Origin of the sequence: Pseudomonas sp. NPDC087814 (assembly GCF_044742865.1) — a bacterium.
In the GTDB taxonomy this organism is placed as follows: domain Bacteria; phylum Pseudomonadota; class Gammaproteobacteria; order Pseudomonadales; family Pseudomonadaceae; genus Aquipseudomonas.
This window is the reverse complement of sequence record NZ_JBIUVK010000063.1, coordinates 1-19822: the sequence shown is the minus strand read 5'-3', so window position 1 is coordinate 19822 and position 19822 is coordinate 1. Positions and strand designations below refer to the sequence as shown.

Annotated in this window: 13 protein-coding genes and 1 tRNA gene; 1 reads left to right on the top strand and 13 read right to left on the bottom strand. The window is 50.8% G+C overall.

What is annotated here, in order from left to right:
* Nucleotides 1–29 precede the first annotated feature (29 nt).
* From brxL to ACIOMR_RS28100, 11 genes are all read right to left on the bottom strand, one after another.
* Entirely contained in the window at nt 30–2084 is a 2055-nt protein-coding gene (gene brxL / locus ACIOMR_RS28150; protein WP_401197647.1) for a protease Lon-related BREX system protein BrxL, read from the bottom strand.
* A complete protein-coding gene (pglZ, locus tag ACIOMR_RS28145; protein ID WP_401197644.1) occupies nt 2068–4689 on the bottom strand; it encodes a BREX-1 system phosphatase PglZ type A in 2622 nt (873 codons plus the stop codon). Before pglZ ends, brxL begins: the two co-directional genes overlap by 17 nt.
* Before the next feature lie 162 nt (nt 4690–4851).
* On the bottom strand, nt 4852–5784 hold the full coding sequence (locus ACIOMR_RS28140; protein WP_401197641.1) for a nucleotidyl transferase AbiEii/AbiGii toxin family protein: 933 nt from the start codon (nt 5782–5784) through the stop codon (nt 4852–4854).
* On the bottom strand, nt 5774–6538 hold the full coding sequence (locus ACIOMR_RS28135) for a type IV toxin-antitoxin system AbiEi family antitoxin domain-containing protein (protein ID WP_401197638.1): 765 nt from the start codon (nt 6536–6538) through the stop codon (nt 5774–5776). Before ACIOMR_RS28135 ends, ACIOMR_RS28140 begins: the two co-directional genes overlap by 11 nt.
* Nucleotides 6539–6711: 173 nt before the next feature.
* Complete coding sequence (locus tag ACIOMR_RS28130; protein ID WP_401197635.1) at nt 6712–8400, bottom strand: DUF262 domain-containing protein; 1689 nt, start codon at nt 8398–8400, stop codon at nt 6712–6714.
* A 52-nt stretch (nt 8401–8452) separates the two neighbouring features.
* The gene (gene pglX / locus ACIOMR_RS28125; protein WP_401197632.1) at nt 8453–12046 is read right to left on the bottom strand and encodes a BREX-1 system adenine-specific DNA-methyltransferase PglX; all 3594 of its coding nucleotides are present in this window, start codon (nt 12044–12046) and stop codon (nt 8453–8455) included.
* The gene (locus tag ACIOMR_RS28120; protein ID WP_401197629.1) at nt 12043–12672 is read right to left on the bottom strand and encodes a hypothetical protein; all 630 of its coding nucleotides are present in this window, start codon (nt 12670–12672) and stop codon (nt 12043–12045) included. Before ACIOMR_RS28120 ends, pglX begins: the two co-directional genes overlap by 4 nt.
* 86 nt (nt 12673–12758) lie before the next feature.
* Entirely contained in the window at nt 12759–16430 is a 3672-nt protein-coding gene (brxC, locus tag ACIOMR_RS28115; protein ID WP_401197627.1) for a BREX system P-loop protein BrxC, read from the bottom strand.
* Nucleotides 16431–16435: 5 nt separating this feature from the next.
* Nucleotides 16436–17014 (bottom strand): DUF1788 domain-containing protein, encoded by a 579-nt coding sequence (locus ACIOMR_RS28110; RefSeq protein WP_223018983.1) that lies wholly within the window; start codon nt 17012–17014, stop codon nt 16436–16438.
* Nucleotides 17005–17970, bottom strand: coding sequence for a BrxA family protein (locus ACIOMR_RS28105; RefSeq protein WP_401197624.1), 966 nt, complete (start codon nt 17968–17970; stop codon nt 17005–17007). Before ACIOMR_RS28105 ends, ACIOMR_RS28110 begins: the two co-directional genes overlap by 10 nt.
* Nucleotides 17971–17979: 9 nt before the next feature.
* Nucleotides 17980–18234, bottom strand: coding sequence for a hypothetical protein (locus ACIOMR_RS28100; RefSeq protein WP_401197621.1), 255 nt, complete (start codon nt 18232–18234; stop codon nt 17980–17982).
* Nucleotides 18235–18353: 119 nt separating this feature from the next.
* Between ACIOMR_RS28100 and ACIOMR_RS28095 the strand changes: the two genes are divergently transcribed.
* A complete protein-coding gene (locus ACIOMR_RS28095) occupies nt 18354–19226 on the top strand; it encodes a helix-turn-helix transcriptional regulator (protein ID WP_401197618.1) in 873 nt (290 codons plus the stop codon).
* Between the two features lie 209 nt (nt 19227–19435).
* On the opposite strand, the gene ACIOMR_RS28090 is transcribed toward ACIOMR_RS28095, so the two are convergent.
* Nucleotides 19436–19512 (bottom strand) — tRNA-Pro (locus tag ACIOMR_RS28090).
* Nucleotides 19513–19602: 90 nt separating this feature from the next.
* The coding region (locus ACIOMR_RS28085) for a MerR family transcriptional regulator (protein WP_401197615.1) at nt 19603–19822 on the bottom strand (220 nt) is incomplete at its 5' end.

Here is a 19822-nt window from a genome sequence, read left to right as displayed (position 1 = left end):
CTGCGGCCCCGCACCGCGCATTTCATACTTTAGCTAACACCCAAAGCCTTAAACACCGCATCAACGGGATCGCTGTAGAAGCTCGTTTGGAATTTCGCGAATAGCTCCCCTGGGACGGTCGGAATATCCTTCACGCTCGCCATCGGCAGAAGAATACGTTTAGCCCCCGCATCGAACGCTACCTGCATGCACTCAGCAAGGTTTTCTACGGGTATTACATTGCCGCCCAAGCTCATATCACCCAGTACGACCATCTGCGCTTGGAGTGGTTTCTGCATCAGCACGGAGCAATAGGCGATGAATCCGGCGAGGGTCAGCGCTTTCGGCGCTCCGGTGTTATGAAGCTCAACAGCATGCAGGTGGTAATCATGGTCACCGACTTTTGATGCGGCACTGACGCGATTGATGTTGGCTTTGAAGTAATCGAAAGCGACCTTCAAGGCTTCTTTCGCTGAGGAGCTATTCCCAAGACCAGACATGTTTAATCTACCGCTGCCCGCTGTTACCTGTGTTTCCAACCGGTACAGTCCCAGATGTCCATTCGCCCCCGTAGAGACCAAGTGCATGGCCCCAGACTTGCCCTGCCCTTCAGGGATCAGTCCACCACCGCCCTGCTCCGGCACGCTGATAAAGGTCTCTTCCAAAGAATCCGCATCAATATAAGAAAAGTGGACATCGTAGAATTCCATACCACCGATTTTCTTCAGCTGTTCCTTAATTCTGCGCCGGGCTTCCAAGGCGTATTCAAGGCAACGGCGAACCGCTTCCCGATCATAGTCAGCGGTTGGATGGAGAAGCTTTAACAGCCCGGAGACCGTGCGTCGCACGGCGATGGTGTCTCGTTGATTGAGATTGTTACCCAGCTTGAAATAGCGGTCGATAGCATCGGCAAAATTCCGCTTACGCATCTCACGCATGAACTCGGCCAAGTAATCGGTGATCAATCCATAGCGGTTGGTGAAAAACTCAGGCCGCATTTTCGGTACTTCCCAGCCCGGAATATAGGCATGGAAGCGGTCGAAAAAAGCCGAGTCAATCATCGCTGAAGGGAACGGTGCCAGCAGGTGACTGGTCTTGACGAGGGTGTCCACGGGCTGGTTGATGTTGCCAACAAACATCATGCTGGCCGAGGCTGAGATGGAGTCACGACCACGAGCAAAGGAACCCGAGGCCATGAAATCCTTCATGATCTGAACACCATCCTTGTCCTTGAACGAGATCCCCGCTACCTCATCGAAAGCAACCACGTCCCACATCCCGACCAGACCAATCTGACGTCTAGACATGTTGTAGAACAAGTTAGCAACCGTGGTTTGGCCGCCGGAAACCAGAATGCTATTGGGGCTGACTTCTTTGTAGATGTGGCTCTTACCTGTCCCGCGCGGCCCCAGCTCGCAGCAGTTATAGTTGTTTTCAACGAAAGCGATCATCCGCGTGAGCAGGTGCCGTTTCGTGCGCTGATTGAAGTGCGCCGGCTCCATCCCGGTTGAACGTAGCAAGACATCCATCCACTGATCTTCAGTGAACTGCTTACGGGCTTCCAAGAGCGCATCCATATCCATGTTTGGCATCTGAATCGGCTTGAGGTCATGGACAGTGAACGGAGAGCCTTTCGCTCCCTCTTCAAAAAAGTAGTTCATCGTCACGATGCACCAGATGCCACCAGCTAGGAGCTTCTCGAACTCCTTGATAAACCGGCTGGGTATTTCAGCATCCTTGACACCTAGGTTCATGAACAGCGCTTGATAGATATCGCGACGCTCATTCAGGCTGACAGAGACCTTGTCGATGATTTTAAAGCTCCCACGCTCACGAATCTTCGATTTGACCTTCTCTGCCTCGTCGGGGCGCACATAGTTCTCGGCGAGGATGCGCTTAACCGTCTCCAGACCATCGGCGATCACCTCTTCATTGTCGGAGGCGCAGTACATGCCGAGCAGGTACTCAAGCACGTACACAGGTACGTTGATACCTTCCTTCAAACGCTTGGTGAGATCTTTACGTACCACCTTCCCCATGAAGAATTGGTTCAGGCGACCATCAAGATCAAGGTCGAGATTGTCACTGTCAGAAATCGAAGTCATTGCTGATCGCCAAGTTTATACGGACATCAATGCGGAACTGCTCTACGTCGGTTTCGGCATCTAGCAGCTTAAAGAAATAACTCTCACTGGAGGAAAACGGCCGGTTCAGAAGAGTCAGGATCACCTTACGCTGACGCTGATCAAGGTTTGGGGAATCGCTGTCGAATGAAACCTGCTCGACAACCGACACGGCCTCGCCCGCCGCATCAAAAACCCCGACACGTAATGTGGTAGGTTGAATACGTTCGGATACGGGTTCGGTCTGCAACAGGTTAAACACGTAACGGTTGGTTGTGATCGTGAAATTATTACCTAGCACCGTTACCTGTACCTTGCGTACTGCTGTGTCCTTGACCTTCTGCCCTCTGACTTGCTGCACCTTGAGCACAGGAACAACGATTTCCTGCAAGGCACCACCACCGTGGATGAACCGCGCGCCACCGACAAAATGGAATCGGTTAACCCCACGTGGAGACCAAAACATCATGTCGTCGCTGATGCCCGCTGTTTCTTTGATGTACCCACTGTGTACTTGGTCGCTGGTACCCAAGTTACGTCCAATCAGGTAGCGTTTTTTCGACACCACGCTGCTTGCTGGCTTGGTAAGCAGCTTGCTCTTGTCTAAAGACTCTAGCGCCGAATCCTGGAATAGGAAGCCGTGGTCTGCCGTGACGAGGACTCGATGTCCATTGAGGTTGTTGATGATACGGCTAACGATAGATTCCAGCTCGTGGATCGCATCACGACAGGCGCTGAAGGTACTGCTTTCAGTGCTTGCCGTATCACCTACGGCGTCGATCTTGTTGTGATAGATGTAAATCACACGATACGGCTTGATCAGCTCACGCCCGTCGGTCTTGTTCATGTTCAAGAAGTCTTCGGCACGTAGCGCCAGACCATTCACACCAGCGAGGATCTTGTTGCGAGCCTCCAGACCATCGCTGCTAAAGCCATCCACTTGAACTAAGCCAGCATCGGTATAGCTGAGGGTGTGATGTGGGAGCAGACTAGCCATTCCGAGCTTCGTATAGGACGGCAACACACCTAGTTGACTGCCCAGCTCGGCCGCAAAACGATACTTCCCATTAAGAGAATCACTCAGTTCCTGCGCAACCTCGTAGCGTAGCGCGTCGCTGATCACCACAAACACGCGCCGATCCTCTCCCCCCTTCAGATAGCGATCAACCTGCTCTACATAGAAATTTTGCTGATTGGAAACCCCAGGCAATCTCCACTGTTGTAGCAAGCCTCCATCGAGGAAACTCCCCCACTTCTGCGCAAATGGTTGAAGAAAGCCTGTCAGGTAATCCTGCTCAACCCGAGAGGTCAGTGGAGACAACGCATCCGGGCTCCGTGCGTACACGACATCAGCGGCTTCGTGATAAACCCTATAGAGCTGGTCGAAGCGATACAGCTCTTGCGTATATGCGCTGTAACAGGCTTCAGCCGAGGCGAAGGAAAAGCCACCCGAGTAACGCATCCTCAGCTCGAACAACTCCGAAGCTGCGATCAGCGAGCGGTAATACGCATGCCAGACAGAGCGGTTCGCGTCGTCGTTATCCGGCCAACGCGGATTGGCCCAGTAGCCGTCCATCCGACGACTGGCCATATCCCTCAATTGTTTGCCAACCGTTTCACTGGTGTTGTTGAGAACCGCATCACGGAGACGCTCGGCTATCTGTCGCTCAATATCGACGAAGGTACTGACCAGCATGAGCGCTTCTAAGGGTGCTTGGGACAGCAAATCACCGGGGCGCAAGTCGATGGCAATACGACTGGATAGTCGATCATAGGAGCGCTGTCGGAGCGTGCTGTCTCGCCACTGAGAGAGAAAAACAGCGACATTGGCCGCTCGTAACGGATTCAGCTGAAGCGCACGGAGGCTGCTGGGAGAATGAGCATTTAGTACATAGCCAATGTCAGTGGAAAACAGACGAACGAGGAAATGTTTTACCGAAGGATCAGCATGTTGATAACCGAAGGCTTGCAGCATAAGCTGCCAGAAAACCGCCTGCATTTCGAACTTGCAAATCGCGTCCCACAGCACGTTTTCTTCAAGGTTTTCAGAGTCCGCGAGAGATGAGAATACCGCGGTGAAAATCGCAAACTGTTCCGCTTGCTCAACCTTCGCCAGCACAGCAAGAATCTTCAGGTCCACGGCGGCTTCATCATCATCCGGACTCAGCAGCCGCTGTATTTTGGCCACTCTCTCTTTGCTAGCAAAAAAAGCGCTGCGGTTTTTCAGGTGGTCACGCAGGCTTGGCCGACGCAATCCCAGCTCCTGCAACAACATAGACGTACGATCGGCAGCAAAAGACGCAGCGTAGAGTCGAATATCGAGCAGCCAGTCGTTTTCGGGCGAAGGCGGACTGCCCTCTTCGTAGATCAGAAAACGCCCATCAGGCCTTTCGAGTTCCACCGTCTTCTTGATTGATAGTGCAGGAATCGAAGTGCGCCTCAATACCTGCACATCAGGCACGGCAATGCTCTCTAGCAGCTCACTGAACTCGCCCTGTGCGTCTTCCCACCAGACCACTCGGCAAACGCTGAACAGCTGCAACAGCCCCTCGCCAATTTTTTCGAGTTGTGCAGACTGCTCTGACATAATTTACCGCCCCCGAACGGGTTTAAAAAAATATGAAAAAAGCACCAATAAGGGTGCCTTATTAGAAAAAAATAAACTAGTAACGATTTTGGCTTGAGTCTCAAATGCCGGGACCAGACCAAATGCCCATTCCAGGCGGGAAGCAGAAGCTGTCCACACATTTCAAAAGGTTCGGCCTGCCAGCATTTGGTCGACGACAATTTGTAGTTTATCAACCGCTCCTGCCCGCCCTGAAGCAGACATTTCCATAATGTTACGCAGCTTCCATCGCACCGCCGGCAACTGATCAACCCCCGGCAAATTCAACAGTGCCCAGTCAGGTTCTCCCCGCTTAAGCGAGAGTAGAAACGCTGCATCTTGCTTGGTGAACTGCTCCTGGATCGCAGTAAGTAACGCAGCCCTAGTAGACTCCAACTGCTCAAGCGTGACCGGCTCACGAGTCATACCCGTGAACTCAGCCTGGAAGATGCCGTCCAGTTTCTTCCACCGAGGAGAAAGTAGCTCAGCTATGGGCCGGCCATGGCTGATCAGATACACCAAAAAGCCCTCAAAGATTTCGCGTGTCAGCCCTTCTTCGCGGAGCATTAACATGACATCGAAGAGGTCCCTGGGGTGTTGCCGATCTAACGCGGCGCAAATTTTGCCACCGTACAGATCAGGCAAGGAGACGACTGAGATGGAGGCAAATCCGAATTCGTCCTCAACTAGCGGCACCACATCGCGCTCGACAGGCTGGTGCACAGTGCCACGCAAGACAGGCGATACCTCAACCTTAATCTGAGCCTGCGGACTCCTCACCAGAACTCGCAACTCATCGTCCCGGTTGCTCTGCACGGTTGCATCAACCTGGGGCAAGCCACGACCCACTGCGTCTGCAATCCGTCGAAGCGCAAGACGCACGTCCGTCAAAGCCTGCTGACGATCAGAACTGGGTAGGTAAGCCAAGTCAATATCCACTGAAAGACGAGGTAAGTCCCGAACAAACAAATTGATGGCTGTTCCGCCCTTGAGCGCAAAACAGCGCTCAGCCGCCACGTAGGGAATTACCTGTACTAACAAGCGGACCTGAGCGGCATAACGAGGATCAATCGACATTGGCAAAACTCTCTGGCACGGTGATGAGGAACTCTTTATCGAGCCGACCACCCGGGGTGATCTGACGCTTGCCTTTGCCTATATCGATCCTTGAAACATCTATTCGCTGATACCATACATGGCCACTGTTTCGAGCCAGCAGAAGGAAGACGCGTTTGACTCGAATGGAGCTACAGGCTTCAAGCAGCTTTTGTAGGCGTCGAGGACTTAGCGTGGCTAACCCGTTGAACACGTCGACCACACTACTAAAAAGAATCTCGTTTGCGCTTCGATGGATAAGCTCTAGCACAGCACGTTCTGGCGTAGAGATTTTCAGGTCAAATTGAGAGTAAGGCACTTGGAAGGCTTGCAACGCAGGGTCTTCCATTGAGGCGAAGAGCCCGGTGGAGTGAAAATTTACCGAGACTTCCCACGCGTACTTGCTGAACCAGCCAGGCAGGCTGGTGCCGGCTGTGGCGAACAGTTCGACAGCCTCTTTCCCGAATGATAGGTAATGGCTGTATCCAGCCAGGCTCAACGCGGTCGCCCCACCCGGCCAAATCCGTAATGGATCGTCCTGTTGCAGTGCGAAAACGCCGCCTTGCCAGTCAATCTTATCGCCGCTCCGCTTCCACGTGCCGTGACCAATACGCTCCAGCCACCCACTGTGCTGATACTTTTGTACCAGGTTCGGCCCTACGCCATGCTCATGTAGCCACGCTTGGGTGGCTACAGCACCGGAGGGCCAATCGGAAAGGAGCTGGTTTATTTTCACTGCCAGTATTTATCCATAAGGATGATTTTCAGCTAGATTTTAAACCAGTCAGCCGAGTTCAGCCAGTCGGATGTCGGTGGTGTGCCCCTATGGGGCCTAATCCAAACCACGGCTACGCACCCTGTCCGAAGACTATCAAATGATGCGAAAATCACTATCGCTCTCGCGGTGATTCAAATTTTGAACTCAAGCGAAACTTCCGACTTTAACTTTTCCTCGCGGCGATGAATGAATCTCTTTATTGATTCAAGATCATTCCAATCGCAACCAGCCTCATTTATTTCATTTTGGGACATCAAAGGTGCCAAATTATAATGAACAGCCTTCTCATCACCGCCCTTTCTACCCTTGCTGGAGTTAGAGGCCGCATGATCAATCACTAAGTTACCAAGATTGTTCAGGTAGTTTTCTCTAAACTCATCATCAAACTCAACAGACAATGCTTTCTTCGCAGTAATATGCTCAATACTGAGCTTTTCACGCGCATCCTTCGAAGCGTAGTCTCTGCTCGACAACAATGGAAAGCCCTTACGACGACGAAGACTATTCTCGTAAGAAAAAAGAATGTAGCGGACTACGTTTTTTTCAAGCCAATCATAATAATTATTATAATCGAAGGCTTCGCGAGCCCGCCCATTAATGTTCCACCAATTCTCCAAGACAAAGCTCTCGATCACCTCAATTACATCTTTATCGTTGCGCATAGAAGTAAACTGATAGCTTTCACCGTTGCTGCGTAGTCGCGCTAAAGAGGAACGGAAGGTAAAGGCATTAATGGCTTTAACCAAGCGCGGAAAATCAGATGGCCTTTCACTATGCACCTTCATCAATGCTGGATAAAAGGGAGCAACACGGCCGATCATAAAAGTTTTCGCCAATTCCGGATCAACGAATCGGCGATCTCGGATCTGAGCAAATAATTGAAAGCTTTTTTTCAGGCGAGCTGGATAGTCTCTAATCTGCTCTCTCGCCTCCTCCTGCCGCTCTGCATCACTCACCAATCCGAGTATTTTCTCCTTGATGTAGGCCTTCGGTTTATCAGTGTAATCGCTCGGATACGTCTCAAACGCAAGTGTGTGATAACGCAGCACATCTCGATCATTAATGCTGTGCGACTCAATCAAGCGATAAACTTCAGCAAAGTCTTCTTGGATTTTTCCTATCACTTGCTCGGGATGATCGTAAACAATTCCAGCGTTATACATCAGGAAGCTTTTGATCGACTCCAGATCCGTCAATCGCCGCCCCCTATCATTCAACAACTCAAATATCTGGGTAGCCGTACTGATCTTGTCCACCACATAGAGCAACACATCAGCATTGATGGCGGTCGTATAAACTCGCTCAAGCATGGCCAGATCATGGCGACCCAGCTGCTCCTCAAAATAATGCCGTGCGTCTAACAAAAGCCGTTGCGAATGGGTTCTTAGTGTTACGTCTTCGGTTGCAGGCGGACGGTCACCCAACACCAGATCATGTAGGAAGGCATTACCTTCATTCGCCGACTCAAGCTTGAAGACATCACCATCTCTCACAAAAATTCGACGTGTACGCTCAGATACTAACGTAGAACCCTGAGAAACCAGCCGCCCAAGCAATACGTGCATAAAGATGACCAATGTCGTCAGCCGTTGCTGTCCATCGACGATATCCACAAGCGCAAACTCGCTCTTGTTACCGTTCAAATGGAAGAGAAAGGAACCGAGGAAATAAGGTCTGTCCGGATGCTGACTACATAGATCATTGAAAAAGTCTTCAAGATTGTCTTCACGCTCCCAGGAATAGGCACGCTGGTAAGTGGGAACACTGAAGATACGAGTGCCGTCGAAAATATCTTTGACAGTGGATTTGCCTGTTTGCACTTATATTTCCTTATCGAGATAACGCGGCCCACATCAGTGAGCCGCCAATCAATCAGTCTTCCTTGCCACCCGTAATTGCTTTCACTTCGGCCAACAAATCACCAAATTTCCCGTAGTTGACCTTAACGCCGTCATCTAGGTTGAGGACGATCCGTTGGTCTGCATAAGGACGCAAGGTTTCGTCGAAGCGGCGGAGTTCTTCGAGTTGTTTGGTGAGTTTGTCTTTGCGCTTTTGCAGGGCTTTCTGCTGGGCACTGCCGATGGCACTGTTGATGTCGTCAGCAAGCTTGTCGATACGGGCCTGCATACGGCTTTGCAGGGGAACGACATACTCCATGCGCATGCGCGAGAGCGTGCCCTCGTTGTAGCGATGCAGGTAAACCAGGCACTCGAAGGCCTTTTGCTTACCACTGGAGAACAACCAGTAAATTGGTCGCTTCTTGTATGTTTGCAGGTGATCTTTGTAAAAACTTGTGGAGAGATAGCGGCGTATAGCCTCGTAAGCAGATTCGCCCGCTTTGCGACCCAAGCTATCGGCTAGCCATTCCATATTTTTTACTAAGGTATCTGCACCCCATACAACTTTGACAAACTCACGCACGCGATGAGCGACATCATCTTCAAACCAGGGCTCTTCTGTGATCGGAATAATACCGTCCGTATCTGCTGGAAATTTTTTATAACGTGAAAGCAAGAAACCGGAACTGCTATTGCGCGCGTAAATAACACCTGGTTCGTCTAGGCTATACCGTCCCATCATGCAACCAATGACATAGGAAAGCAGGCACTGCATATCCTTCTCACGATCTGCTCGATACAATGTAATTTTACTATCGGGAACTTCCGCCAATAGTTGACCCTGGAGGCTATAGGCATCGATAAAATGTTGATTATTTTGCTCTTCCAGCTCCCTAGCTGCTTCGACCGCTGCACTCAAATAAGTCTTTCTACTTGCCCACGCAGATGAGAGGCAGACGTCAGGCAATTTCACCAATGGAAAGTCCAAGAAATCCCAAGACAACTCCTGAGAATCCCAGTCTTCCTTCGCAATTGAAACTAGACGTTCAACATTTCCAATTATCAATGACCGATCAAAATCAAGAACAGGAATTCTAGCCAATTCGGCACTTGTAAAACTCATTGTTGGAGCCATAATCGCCAAATAAGCGTGCGCAACTTCAGAACACAACAACCCCAGCACCACCATCACATCTTCTTTTTTTTCACAAAATACAGACCTTCCTGTATCATCATAAATAAAACCAACACCTTTAAATCTTGCAGCAAAACGCCCCGTACTAAGCTTAGAATAAGTTAAACCACTACGAAAAAAAGTATCAGAATTTCTGACCGCCGAACCTTTATGCGACTTTATTCTGACACCATCATCCTCCCAATCAACAACAAACTCATTATTGCCATACCATTTACGATATAAGCCCCCACTATTACATGGATACCATCTAGCACCAGTTGCATCCGACTTTCTTGAGCAATTGAATTGTATATTTTCTGAATCAACCTCATACCAGTATCGCTGAAACCTAGCATTATCCCCCGTTGACAAGCCTGCGCGAAATGCAGCGATTTCTCCGAGCGGTGCTCCCTCCGCAAAGGGCTTTAAGACTTCATCAGTGATCCAATACGCAATAGGACTGCCGGGTATCATCGAAAATTCATCTTGCACTACATCTTCATGCCTATTTGCCCCCGCTAATAATGCCGACTTCTTTTCATCTTCCACGCCATCCACTAATCTAAAAAATACCGGCTTAAAACCTGAAACATGCCCTTTTTGCAGCACGAAGGCTGACGTTTGCACAACCTCACCCGAAATCTCAGCAAAGGCTCTAGCCCCTAAATGCGCCATAGTATGGATAGTACAATTGCTGAGCAGATTCTCTCGCATATCCTGATATGAAGATTGAAACATCCAAGCTTGCATAGTTACCATGCTATTAAATCCACTCAGCTTGCACCATCCAAACCCACGCTCGATGAACATCGCAAACATATCACTCTTGCTGTCTTTGAATTTAGCACTCGCAAATTCTTTGACTGTCTTGTTCATGCCCTTGCTGCCCATATATGGAGGATTCGCGATCACTGCATCGCAATGCATAGCTAATAACATTGCAGGACGAGCAAACTGCTCCAATATTTGGCTTGCATAGTGACGTGACAAATCATCTCCTAGGCTACGCACGGTAGTTAGCAAGTCGATAATTTTTTCAAGCTTTGCGTTAAGCGCTGATGGTACAGTAATTAGCGACCCGAAACTCTTGCCATGAAGAAATAGCTGGATAAGTTCACGTAAATCGTGCACAGAAAGCCCTGAACTGTGCTGAGTTGCTAATTGGCCACCACCAAATAGCTGTCCTGATTGAAATGCGTCACCGCCCTCGATCTGGACTCCAGCAGTCATGATAGCCTGCGCTATATCCTCATCTGCTAGATCTTCACTTTGTTGAATGGCCATAACATTTAACTGCGGAGGATTACTTTCATCATCGAACAGCCGGCGGTCATCTTCACGAGCCTTCATAAGAATAGCAAAGCCCGCCAATTGAGCCGCGCGATCATCTATGTCAAGACCGAAGAGATTGTTTTTTATTATCAACCTAGGAATATCGCGTAGCCGATAACCCCGTTCTTCATAGATAGAGCGTAGTAAATTATACGCTTCGACTAGGATATGGCCGGATCCACAGGCAGGGTCGAGTATTCTGAGTGACTCCGGGTTTAGGATACCGCCATCCTCATTCATACGCACCTTGATCAAGGCATCTAGCTGCTCTTTAACACCAGGTGCTTGTTCAACAGAGTCGATGTAGAAGTTCATCTTTTCTTGTAGCTTAGAGCCGGGATTGGCCATCAGCCACAGCCGCCCCAAGCTGTTCTGAACTAGGTACTGGACAATCCAGTTTGGGGTGAATAGCTGGGTGGCAGCAGGGATATCCTCGCTCCTAACCACCTTCCCCATAACCTCACTCTTCTTTTCACTAATGTAAAATTGATAAAGCCAGCCTATTATTTCAACTTCTTTCCAGTCGCCTTCTTCGATATCACTAACTAGGCGGGCAATCGGCGAATCAGTACGCAGGAGATTGTCCGGGAGCAGTAGCTCGGTGGCGTCGTCCAATGCCTCAAAAAGAAATGGCATGTTGCGGTGCAATTCGTGGCACTGCGCGAGCAATATTTCGCGGTATAGCGCTTCATCCTGATTACCAGCGGTCTTCAGTCGAATTATCTCGTCTTTGTTCAAACCTGGCAGTTCAAGGTGCTGGACGTTATCAAGGATTTCCGGCTGTTGCCCCTGTGGGTGGCTGAGCACACGATAGCCGTGACTAAAATAACCTTTCAATTCCATAAAGCGGATTGCGACAAAGCGGTTAAACCAAGTGTAGGCTAGCGCCTCAACAACTACACCAAAACCCTCACGGTGGATACGTCTAACCAACGCAGTACGTTGCTCGGCTATGCTGGCGGAAAACGGCTGACCAGCTATGAGTAGCACATCCCCGGTTCGTTCCACGAGCACTGGCAACGATGGATCTAAACCCAATCGGCGCGCGCGCAGAGTGACCGCGTCAACAAAGTCTAGACGTGCTTGGGGAGCGTATTTTTTGAGTGCAGTGCGGTTCATACGTATTCCTTGCGAGACGGCTTTGGCTTACGCGGCTTGAGCGCACGGCCATACATCATCAAATATTTGTCAAAATCGCTTTCTGAATACCGAAGCTTCGTAGATGCTTCGGTAAGAAAACATTTAAGTTGGGTGATATCCTCCCAGTTGGAAGGCTTTTTCTTCGGCTGAATTAAGCGAAGCAAATGATTCATGGCGCGGAAATTGTGCTGATCAATGATCGGGACATCACGAGGATGAATCAGGTGAGTCAGAAAAGCCGAAGTGATATAGCGCTGCCGCCCAAGCCGTTCGCTCCACCATTGAAAGGTGCCTTTCGGCAAAGGGGCATTCGCGAGAACGTCAACCCAATTGAGATACTCACCCCAAAGCTTCGATATCTCGGCGATCAAGGTCCCTTGTTTACCGGGATAATTAGTTTTCCCCGAGTGACCCCATTTCCAGAGCAGTGCCAAATCCAGTTCGGCATCAGGTTTGAGCGCTGATAATGTTTGCTTGAAGCGTTGGTAGTCTTGAGCTGGATACTTGGTATAACTGTATTGAGAAAAATGCTCGGTATAGGTGGAACGCACTTCGCCCCTGATAAGCTGCCAATCGGCAGACCCAAGTATTTCCTCAAGATCCATGGTCGCTTGCTCCTATGCGCCGACTAAGAAGAATGACGGCTGTGTGCTCCACACAACCGCTATGCCTATCTTCGAACCCAAACTTCTTAGCGAATCTCCACCCGCTGGTTGTCAGCCACAGCGTCCTCCAGCTCCTTACGTAACTTAGTCAGGAAGTTATCGATGTCGACCTGAGTCTCGATGTAGCCAGAACCAGCCAGCAGTTGAGCATCTATAATCCGACGCTTCTTGACCGGAACAGCCGGTGCTACCACTGCCGCTGGTGTGTGACTCACCGGAGTCGCTGATTCCACCTCGGTCAAACTTGGCGTAACGCTTCCCGATATTGGAGGTTTCGGTTCGCTAGCTGCCATTTTGGCTTTAGCTGCGGCCTGGTCGGCCAACAAATGTAGATGATCTATGGCAGCATCAGCCAATTCTCGGGCTTCGTCCTGCATCTGGCTTACATGGGCCAAACTTCGCTGTTTGGCGATGCTCTGGCGGAGGTTCTGCAAAGGCAGCAAGCTGCGGTTGCGTTGATCTGGACTAGCCAATAGCGCATCAAGCTCAACGGTAACCTTAGCTAGGTACTTTTTAACCCAGATATCTGCTCGCTCGTGAGCTTCTTGAAGGAAGATGTCATTGATTTGTGTAACTGTCTGGATCAGCCCTTCGCCTTCGCGGATCAGACTGTACGGAGCATCGGCACTTAAGATTTCGTCGATACGTGCCAAAGCATGGGCGGCCTTCTCGTCCTTCTCCAGCTTTGGCCGGTTGGGCTTAAAATCTAACTGCGCGGAACGTAGCTTGTCCCACGCCGCTTTCTGGCTGCCGTAGAAGTTATCTAGATCGCCGTAGCTATCGGAAAGGTCGAGCAGCAGGTTGCGCTCTTTTAGAAACAGTTGGATCGCGTCAAAACTGTCTGGTGTGGCCTTCAGCCTAGCAATTAGTTTGAGACCATGATCTATCTCATCCAAGCCTGGGTACTGGCCATTTTGCGCCAACGCACGCCATTGCTTTAGCTCGCTCTCCCAGCTTGCCAGGCTGCTTTGCAGCTGATCGTAAAGGGTGTCTTCACCGTCCGGAGCAATCCTCTGGAACACGTCCTTGAACTGCTGACGGGCCTTTTGCAGCTCGCCAGAACCTACCTGCTGACGCTTCTGGATTTCAGTGGTGCGCCAACGTGCAGGGGTGGAAATCTCGCCCCATATTTGCTGCGGAGCCAACGGCCCGCCGTTGCCGATCAGGCTAACTTCACCTTTGAGCAACAGGCGCACAATTAGAAGAACGGTTTCCCACTCTGGCCAACCGTAAGGACGCCGACCGTAGTGACTTTCCGCGAGATCATGCAGAACGATGCGCCTCGATTGCGAGGCCAGCAACTCGATGTGCTGACTTACTTCTTTGAGCGCACGCGGATTGGCTTCGCCAGTACTCTCCAGACCGAGGCCTGGAGTGAGCGGCGTGGCCAACAAAGCCTGAATTTCCTTCTGCGGATCGCTGCTCAGGTGTTGGATATAGCCAAGCTTGTTGAAGGTGTTACGTACGAGGTAGTCAAGCGCTTCCTCCGCCAGCATTGGAGCGCTGGAGGCCTTAGTTTCTAGCTTGTTGCCCGCGACATAGACCTCTGCCTCACGCAGCAGACGATCCACACTTGCGCTCAAGCGCTGGCGGCGCTGGCGGTTTTCTTCGGCACGATCCTGAAGGATACGTTTTGTGTTATGCGGCAGCGTCCCATCGTTCTTTCGCGTGATGAACTTGTCGGTCTGTAGGTACAAGCGCAGTTCACGCGCCAAATCGCGCTCATCGTCAAGGCGCAAAAGCACACTGCCCTCACCCTGACTGGATTCCAGAATGCAACGTTGTTCACTCCAGGTTTCACGGTCATCAACCAACGGACTGATGACCGAGATCAGCAGATCGCCGTCGACACGGTTACCTAGGGGGTGAAGATCGCATTGGCGGTTGAGGCCAAAATCTTTGCCATTGTCCGGGAAGCGGAATTTGCGCTGACCACGCAAGGACTCATCAAACAGCAATTGACCCAGTTCACGAGCTTCGTCGGCACTGGTGAGGTCAACCTCTTTGATCTCGCGGCTGATATCGCGCTCTTCATTGGTCAAGAAAAAGAAATCATCACCATTGCGACTGACGAGAGTTTCCTTTTCCAGACGCTGAAGGCTGTCTTCGATCTGCTTGCGTAGCGCATGGCGATCGGCGTCGATCTCATCAATAAACAGCGTGATCAGGTTATCTACGTTGCCCTTGATCTCATCGACATATCGGATGAGGAATAGGGTTTTCAAAACTAACGTATCAAACTCTTGCAGACTGAGATTACTGGCAGCATTGTCGATGGTCGATTTGACCACGCCTTCAAGGAAGCCTTCGATAGACGGGTAGAAGCGATAAAGCGGCACCAGAACACCAATGGTGTTCTCGCTGATGGCCTTGGCCGCTGACTGGAAGGCATCCAGCAGCGAGCGCTCGCCTCGGGCCAGGTGAGTGCCGGTGGCACCGGCCTTGCGAATGCTTTCAAAGATGCGTTGTACCAGTTGGAATTGATATGGCACAAATGGGTAAACGGCGGCGAAGTTATCTTCGTCGGTAAAGGCCTTATAAGTACGCCCAGTGTTGGTAAAACTTAACTGGTTACGCAGAATGTCGGCTTTCTCGCGATAGATCTTTCGCAAGGCATCCTTGGGCTCTGACTCCTTGTCGAGTAGGCGACGCTGGATGACCTCATCGACGTTGCCGCTGGACAACGACAAACGCGTTTTGAAACGACCCTGAATCTTGGAGAAGTCGTTGGCCTTGGACGCGCGCACCTCACCCAAGACGGCATCAATATCCTCTTGTGATGTCACCAATACCCATGCACGACCACCACAGACAGTGCCGAGGTTTTCGGTAATGGTTTGCAGACTAAGCATTAGATGGGTGTCCTGGCCAATGAACTGGCCAACCTCGTCCACCAGGAACACGATGCGTTGATCTTTGCCACGCTTGTCCAGGTAGTCCTTCACCCATTTGGCGAAGCTCTCGACATTGAGGTTGAAGTCGTTCTCAAAGCGCTCTACCCATGCGTCAGCATCCTTGATTTCCTGGCCCAATGTTTGTGACAAGGCCGTGGCCAGTGCATCGACCTGGAAGTGGTACGCGTCGCGTTCATCTTCCCAGGTAGATTCAGAAGCCTCGGCGAAAGCTTGCTTGAAGGCTACAAATTTTCCCTGGTCATCCAGGTAACGCTCCATATGTGCGATATGCGGATGATCACCGCAGAAGCCGAGGCGCTCGTTGAAGACTTTCAGGAATACGCGAAGGATCGCGTCACGACCATCGCCGCTGTCAGCCTTGCTGTCGATGTTGAACAACAACACGTCAGTATCGGCCGCAATAGCCCGCTTGATATCGGCAGCGAGCATCGGGTCGGCTATTTTGCGCTCAAAGAAGTCAATGGCTTGGCGAGTATCACCTTCCTTGCTGACGCGTTTGTTTTCCAAAAGATAGGACAGGATTTTCAGAAAATGGGATTTACCAGAACCGAAGAAGCCGGATATCCACACACCTACTCGTCCAGAGGCTGCTTCGGGGTTATCTAACGCTCCGAGGTAGCTTTCGAAAAAGCTACGGAGGTGTTGATCCAACTCTCGGGTAATAACGTACTCATCAAGCTCCTGCCAGACGGACTCTGCATCGTTCTGGTCAGCTTTGATTACCCCGTTGATGGAACGGTTGATGGGACGCGTAAACAAATTTTTAATTAACAATGTGGACATCCTTTTCAGCTCACCAGACGGAAAGCGCGGTAATAAGGTTTTTCGCCTAACTGGCAGAACAGCTGGAGAGACTGACCGTCGTAGCGACCTGGGTAGAACAACACCAAGGGGGTCTGCCCCATAAACGGCTGAAGGTTGTTCAGAAGATTATGGGTACGGACAAGCGGATAGACACTACCAACACCAGTTATCATGAGCAGCCCGTACTCATTGGGTGGATAGCGACCCACCAACTCTTTGGCGACCTTGCCGGCATCGAGTGGCGCTTTAAGGGCTTTTTGCAAAGCCTCGTCCCCTTTTTGAGCTTGCCGTTCGATAGATTTTTCCAGCAAATTTCGACTGGTAAGCATATCGAGCACAAGCTCGAACAGATTGATGTACGCAACCTTCAGATCAGGACGACGCTTGGGTATAGCACCTAAGAGAAATCCTACGTGATCACGAACCTTAAGTTCATCCTGGGGTAGGTAATCGAAGGCGTAAAACGGCACCTCATTCCCTAATCCTTCCCCACCCAGAAAATCATCAGAAGTCACTCGGTCCAAAATCTTGTTGAGGCGTTCATCGAGGTTATTCACGGACATACCTGAAGGCAATCAAGCACGTACTGCTCGTTGTGCTGATGTAAAAAGTGGAACACGGCAGGCTCAATGTGCTGGCTACGCAAACGAAGGCTACGGGTGTCATCAATAAAGCCGGCCTCGGCAAGCATACGCATGGCATTTTGCCTTAACTTGATCCGAGTCGAATCACTGAATGTGGGTGCATCCAGATTCGTGTGGAGGCGATCCTCCAAAAAAGCATTCCAATGGCGCGGTTCAAGGTGTGTAGAGAAACGTCGAAATTGATCACGAACCACGGTGCGGAGAAAGTCTCCAAACAACGGAGAAAATTTCACGGTGGCCGCAAGTACGGCTTGTGTCGCCACCGGCAAGCTCCCATCTCGCACAAGCTCCCACAGCTCAGAATCCATCGTCTCCAATCTTGATCGGGCCATGCTCGCGTATGTCGTTGCAGTCTTCGCGGTCCGTTTCTGCAACACGTTCAATTCGACTATCTGCCTTTGCCACTCTTGCTTACTGACCCCCTGTAAAAGCATCGCAGCGACGACACGGGTCTCAGGAACGATGAGGGAGCACCGAGTGAAGCTGTTTAGGGATTGACTGCTCATAAATGACTTTGATTCTGCGACCGCTACAAGAGCCACATTTTGACGGTCAAGGGCAGGCAGCGCCAGCGCGAACACCATAGGATCCGTAAAAAACACGACACTAAGGTATCCGTACGATCTCGTAACACCGGAAACATGACACATGCCCCGAGAGCTACCGCGAATATAAGCTCGCAGCAAGCCTTCGGCGGTAAAGAGCATCATTTGTGTGTCGTCCGTGATGGCCCCGGAGATCCCGTAACCTGTAGTGAAATCGACGATACCTCGCGGCCCGAATTCTGCGCGGATGGTGTTCCACTTACGGAATTCAACAGGTGCACCCAATGCGTCACCCAGCAGACATCCTTTGATACGGTGAAGCCTGTTCATGTTGTTTCCTTACGCTGCCGGAATCAGTGCTTGCAGCAGTACCACTTTTCTTTTCAGTTGCTCGACGTGCGCTCTTTCCGCTCGTAGGGCCGATCGCAGCTCCCTGTTTTCCACTTCCTGGATCTGCGCCCAGCGCATGGAGCTTTTGCAGTCGACGATCAATTGCCAGATGTCTTGCAGTTTCAGGTAGTGAAGCAGCAGTACCCCTGCAATCACCAACATCATCAGCAGAGCCCCTGTCGAAATCGCATCCGACGCTGTCATGTCTACATCCTTTTGTGAGTTCGAATCATCTCGAAGACAGCTCAATAATATGTAGTGTTTTACGACAGGTATAGAATGTAGACTTATACAGGTAAAGTATTCACGCACATGGAGGGGTTATGAAACGCCAACAAGATATCAAGCAAGTGCGCTGGGATCTGGCACTTCGCTATCGTTTGATCGAGACGGTGGTCTGGTGGGAAGGCCGGCTGACTACGGGACACCTGATTCAGAGCTTTGGCATCAGCCGTCAGCAGGCCTCGAAGGACATCAACACCTACATCACTGAACATGCGCCTAAAAACCTTACATATGACAAGCAACTGAAAGGCTACGTACCCAGCAAACACTTCAAGCCGCTGTTCATTGATGACAGTGCCAGCGCCTATTTGCATCTGTTGAATCAGACGCACTCCCGCGCGCCGCATGTAGAAGGGTTAGCCCTGGCCTATGCGCACACCATGGTTTTAGAAGTACCAGATCGGACAATCCGTCCCGAAATTTTGCGCCCACTACTGAAAGCTTGCCGCCATAGCGAAGTGATTGAAGTCGAATATGTTTCACTGGCCAATCCGAACCCGGAAACTCGTCTGATCGCACCGCACACCCTGGTCTACACAGGCATGCGCTGGCATGTGCGGGCGTATTGCGAAAAGAATCGTGAGTACCGTGACTTTGTGCTCAGCCGCCTGCGTGGCCTGCCAGAGTTCGAACGGAAAACCGAAAACCTCATTAGCGCAGATGAAGACTGGAATACAGAAGTCGAAGTGATTATCGAACCCGACTCACGCCTCAAGCCGGAACAGAAGGCGATCATCGAAGTCGATTTCGGGATGAGGGAGGGGGTACTGGTGATTCCGACGCGCCGCGCGCTGGTCAAATATGTTCTTCAACGTTTCCAAATTGATCCAAAAAAGCTAGATCCCAAGGCGGCAGCTCAACAGATCGTGGTGAAGAATTTGGATGATTTGAAGCCCTGGCTGTACGAGTGATTCAATGATCAGGGCGTGAGTAGTCGCATCCCCCCCTATAAACGCTGGCATCTAATAAGGTGTTAGGACGGGGGCATACCGACTTGGTTCATTGCATAGGGTACAGCACGCTGATGTGCCCTATATGTGCCCTAAACTAATATATTCAGGGGCACAAAAAAACCGACCTTGCTAGATCGGCTTAACTGTCTGATTCTAATCAGAAAATATGGTCGGGACGGAGTGATTCGAACACTCGACCCCTAGCACCCCATGCTAGTGCGCTACCGGACTGCGCTACGCCCCGACTAGGCGTGTTACTGGGTTCGCTTCGCAACGAAGCGATCAGGAATATACCGCAAGCTTTTGAAATGTGGAAGTATTTTAAAAGCCGGAATTACTTCTTCAAAACCACCAGCACATCTTCGAGTTCGGAGATCATCTGGCGGATCATTTGCTTGTATTGGGTGGTGTCGTCTTTGGCTTCATCACCGGACATACGCTGGCGCGCGCCGCTGATGGTGAACCCCTGGTCGTACAGCAACGCACGGATCTGTCGGATCATCAGCACATACTGGCGATGAAAATAACGACGGTTCCCGGTGCGTTTGACGGGG

What these genes read in the sequence shown, in the direction of transcription:
- brxC (WP_401197627.1), bottom strand. Translation starts at nt 16,430, where the DNA reads ATGTCCACATTGTTAATTAAAAATTTGTTTACGCGTCCCATCAACCGT.
- brxL (WP_401197647.1), bottom strand. Translation starts at nt 2,084, where the DNA reads ATGACTTCGATTTCTGACAGTGACAATCTCGACCTTGATCTTGATGGT.
- ACIOMR_RS28100 (WP_401197621.1), bottom strand. Translation starts at nt 18,234, where the DNA reads ATGACAGCGTCGGATGCGATTTCGACAGGGGCTCTGCTGATGATGTTG.
- ACIOMR_RS28140 (WP_401197641.1), bottom strand. Translation starts at nt 5,784, where the DNA reads ATGTCGATTGATCCTCGTTATGCCGCTCAGGTCCGCTTGTTAGTACAG.
- ACIOMR_RS28120 (WP_401197629.1), bottom strand. Translation starts at nt 12,672, where the DNA reads ATGGATCTTGAGGAAATACTTGGGTCTGCCGATTGGCAGCTTATCAGG.
- ACIOMR_RS28105 (WP_401197624.1), bottom strand. Translation starts at nt 17,970, where the DNA reads ATGAACAGGCTTCACCGTATCAAAGGATGTCTGCTGGGTGACGCATTG.
- ACIOMR_RS28110 (WP_223018983.1), bottom strand. Translation starts at nt 17,014, where the DNA reads ATGTCCGTGAATAACCTCGATGAACGCCTCAACAAGATTTTGGACCGA.
- ACIOMR_RS28095 (WP_401197618.1), top strand. Translation starts at nt 18,354, where the DNA reads ATGAAACGCCAACAAGATATCAAGCAAGTGCGCTGGGATCTGGCACTT.
- pglZ (WP_401197644.1), bottom strand. Translation starts at nt 4,689, where the DNA reads ATGTCAGAGCAGTCTGCACAACTCGAAAAAATTGGCGAGGGGCTGTTG.
- pglX (WP_401197632.1), bottom strand. Translation starts at nt 12,046, where the DNA reads ATGAACCGCACTGCACTCAAAAAATACGCTCCCCAAGCACGTCTAGAC.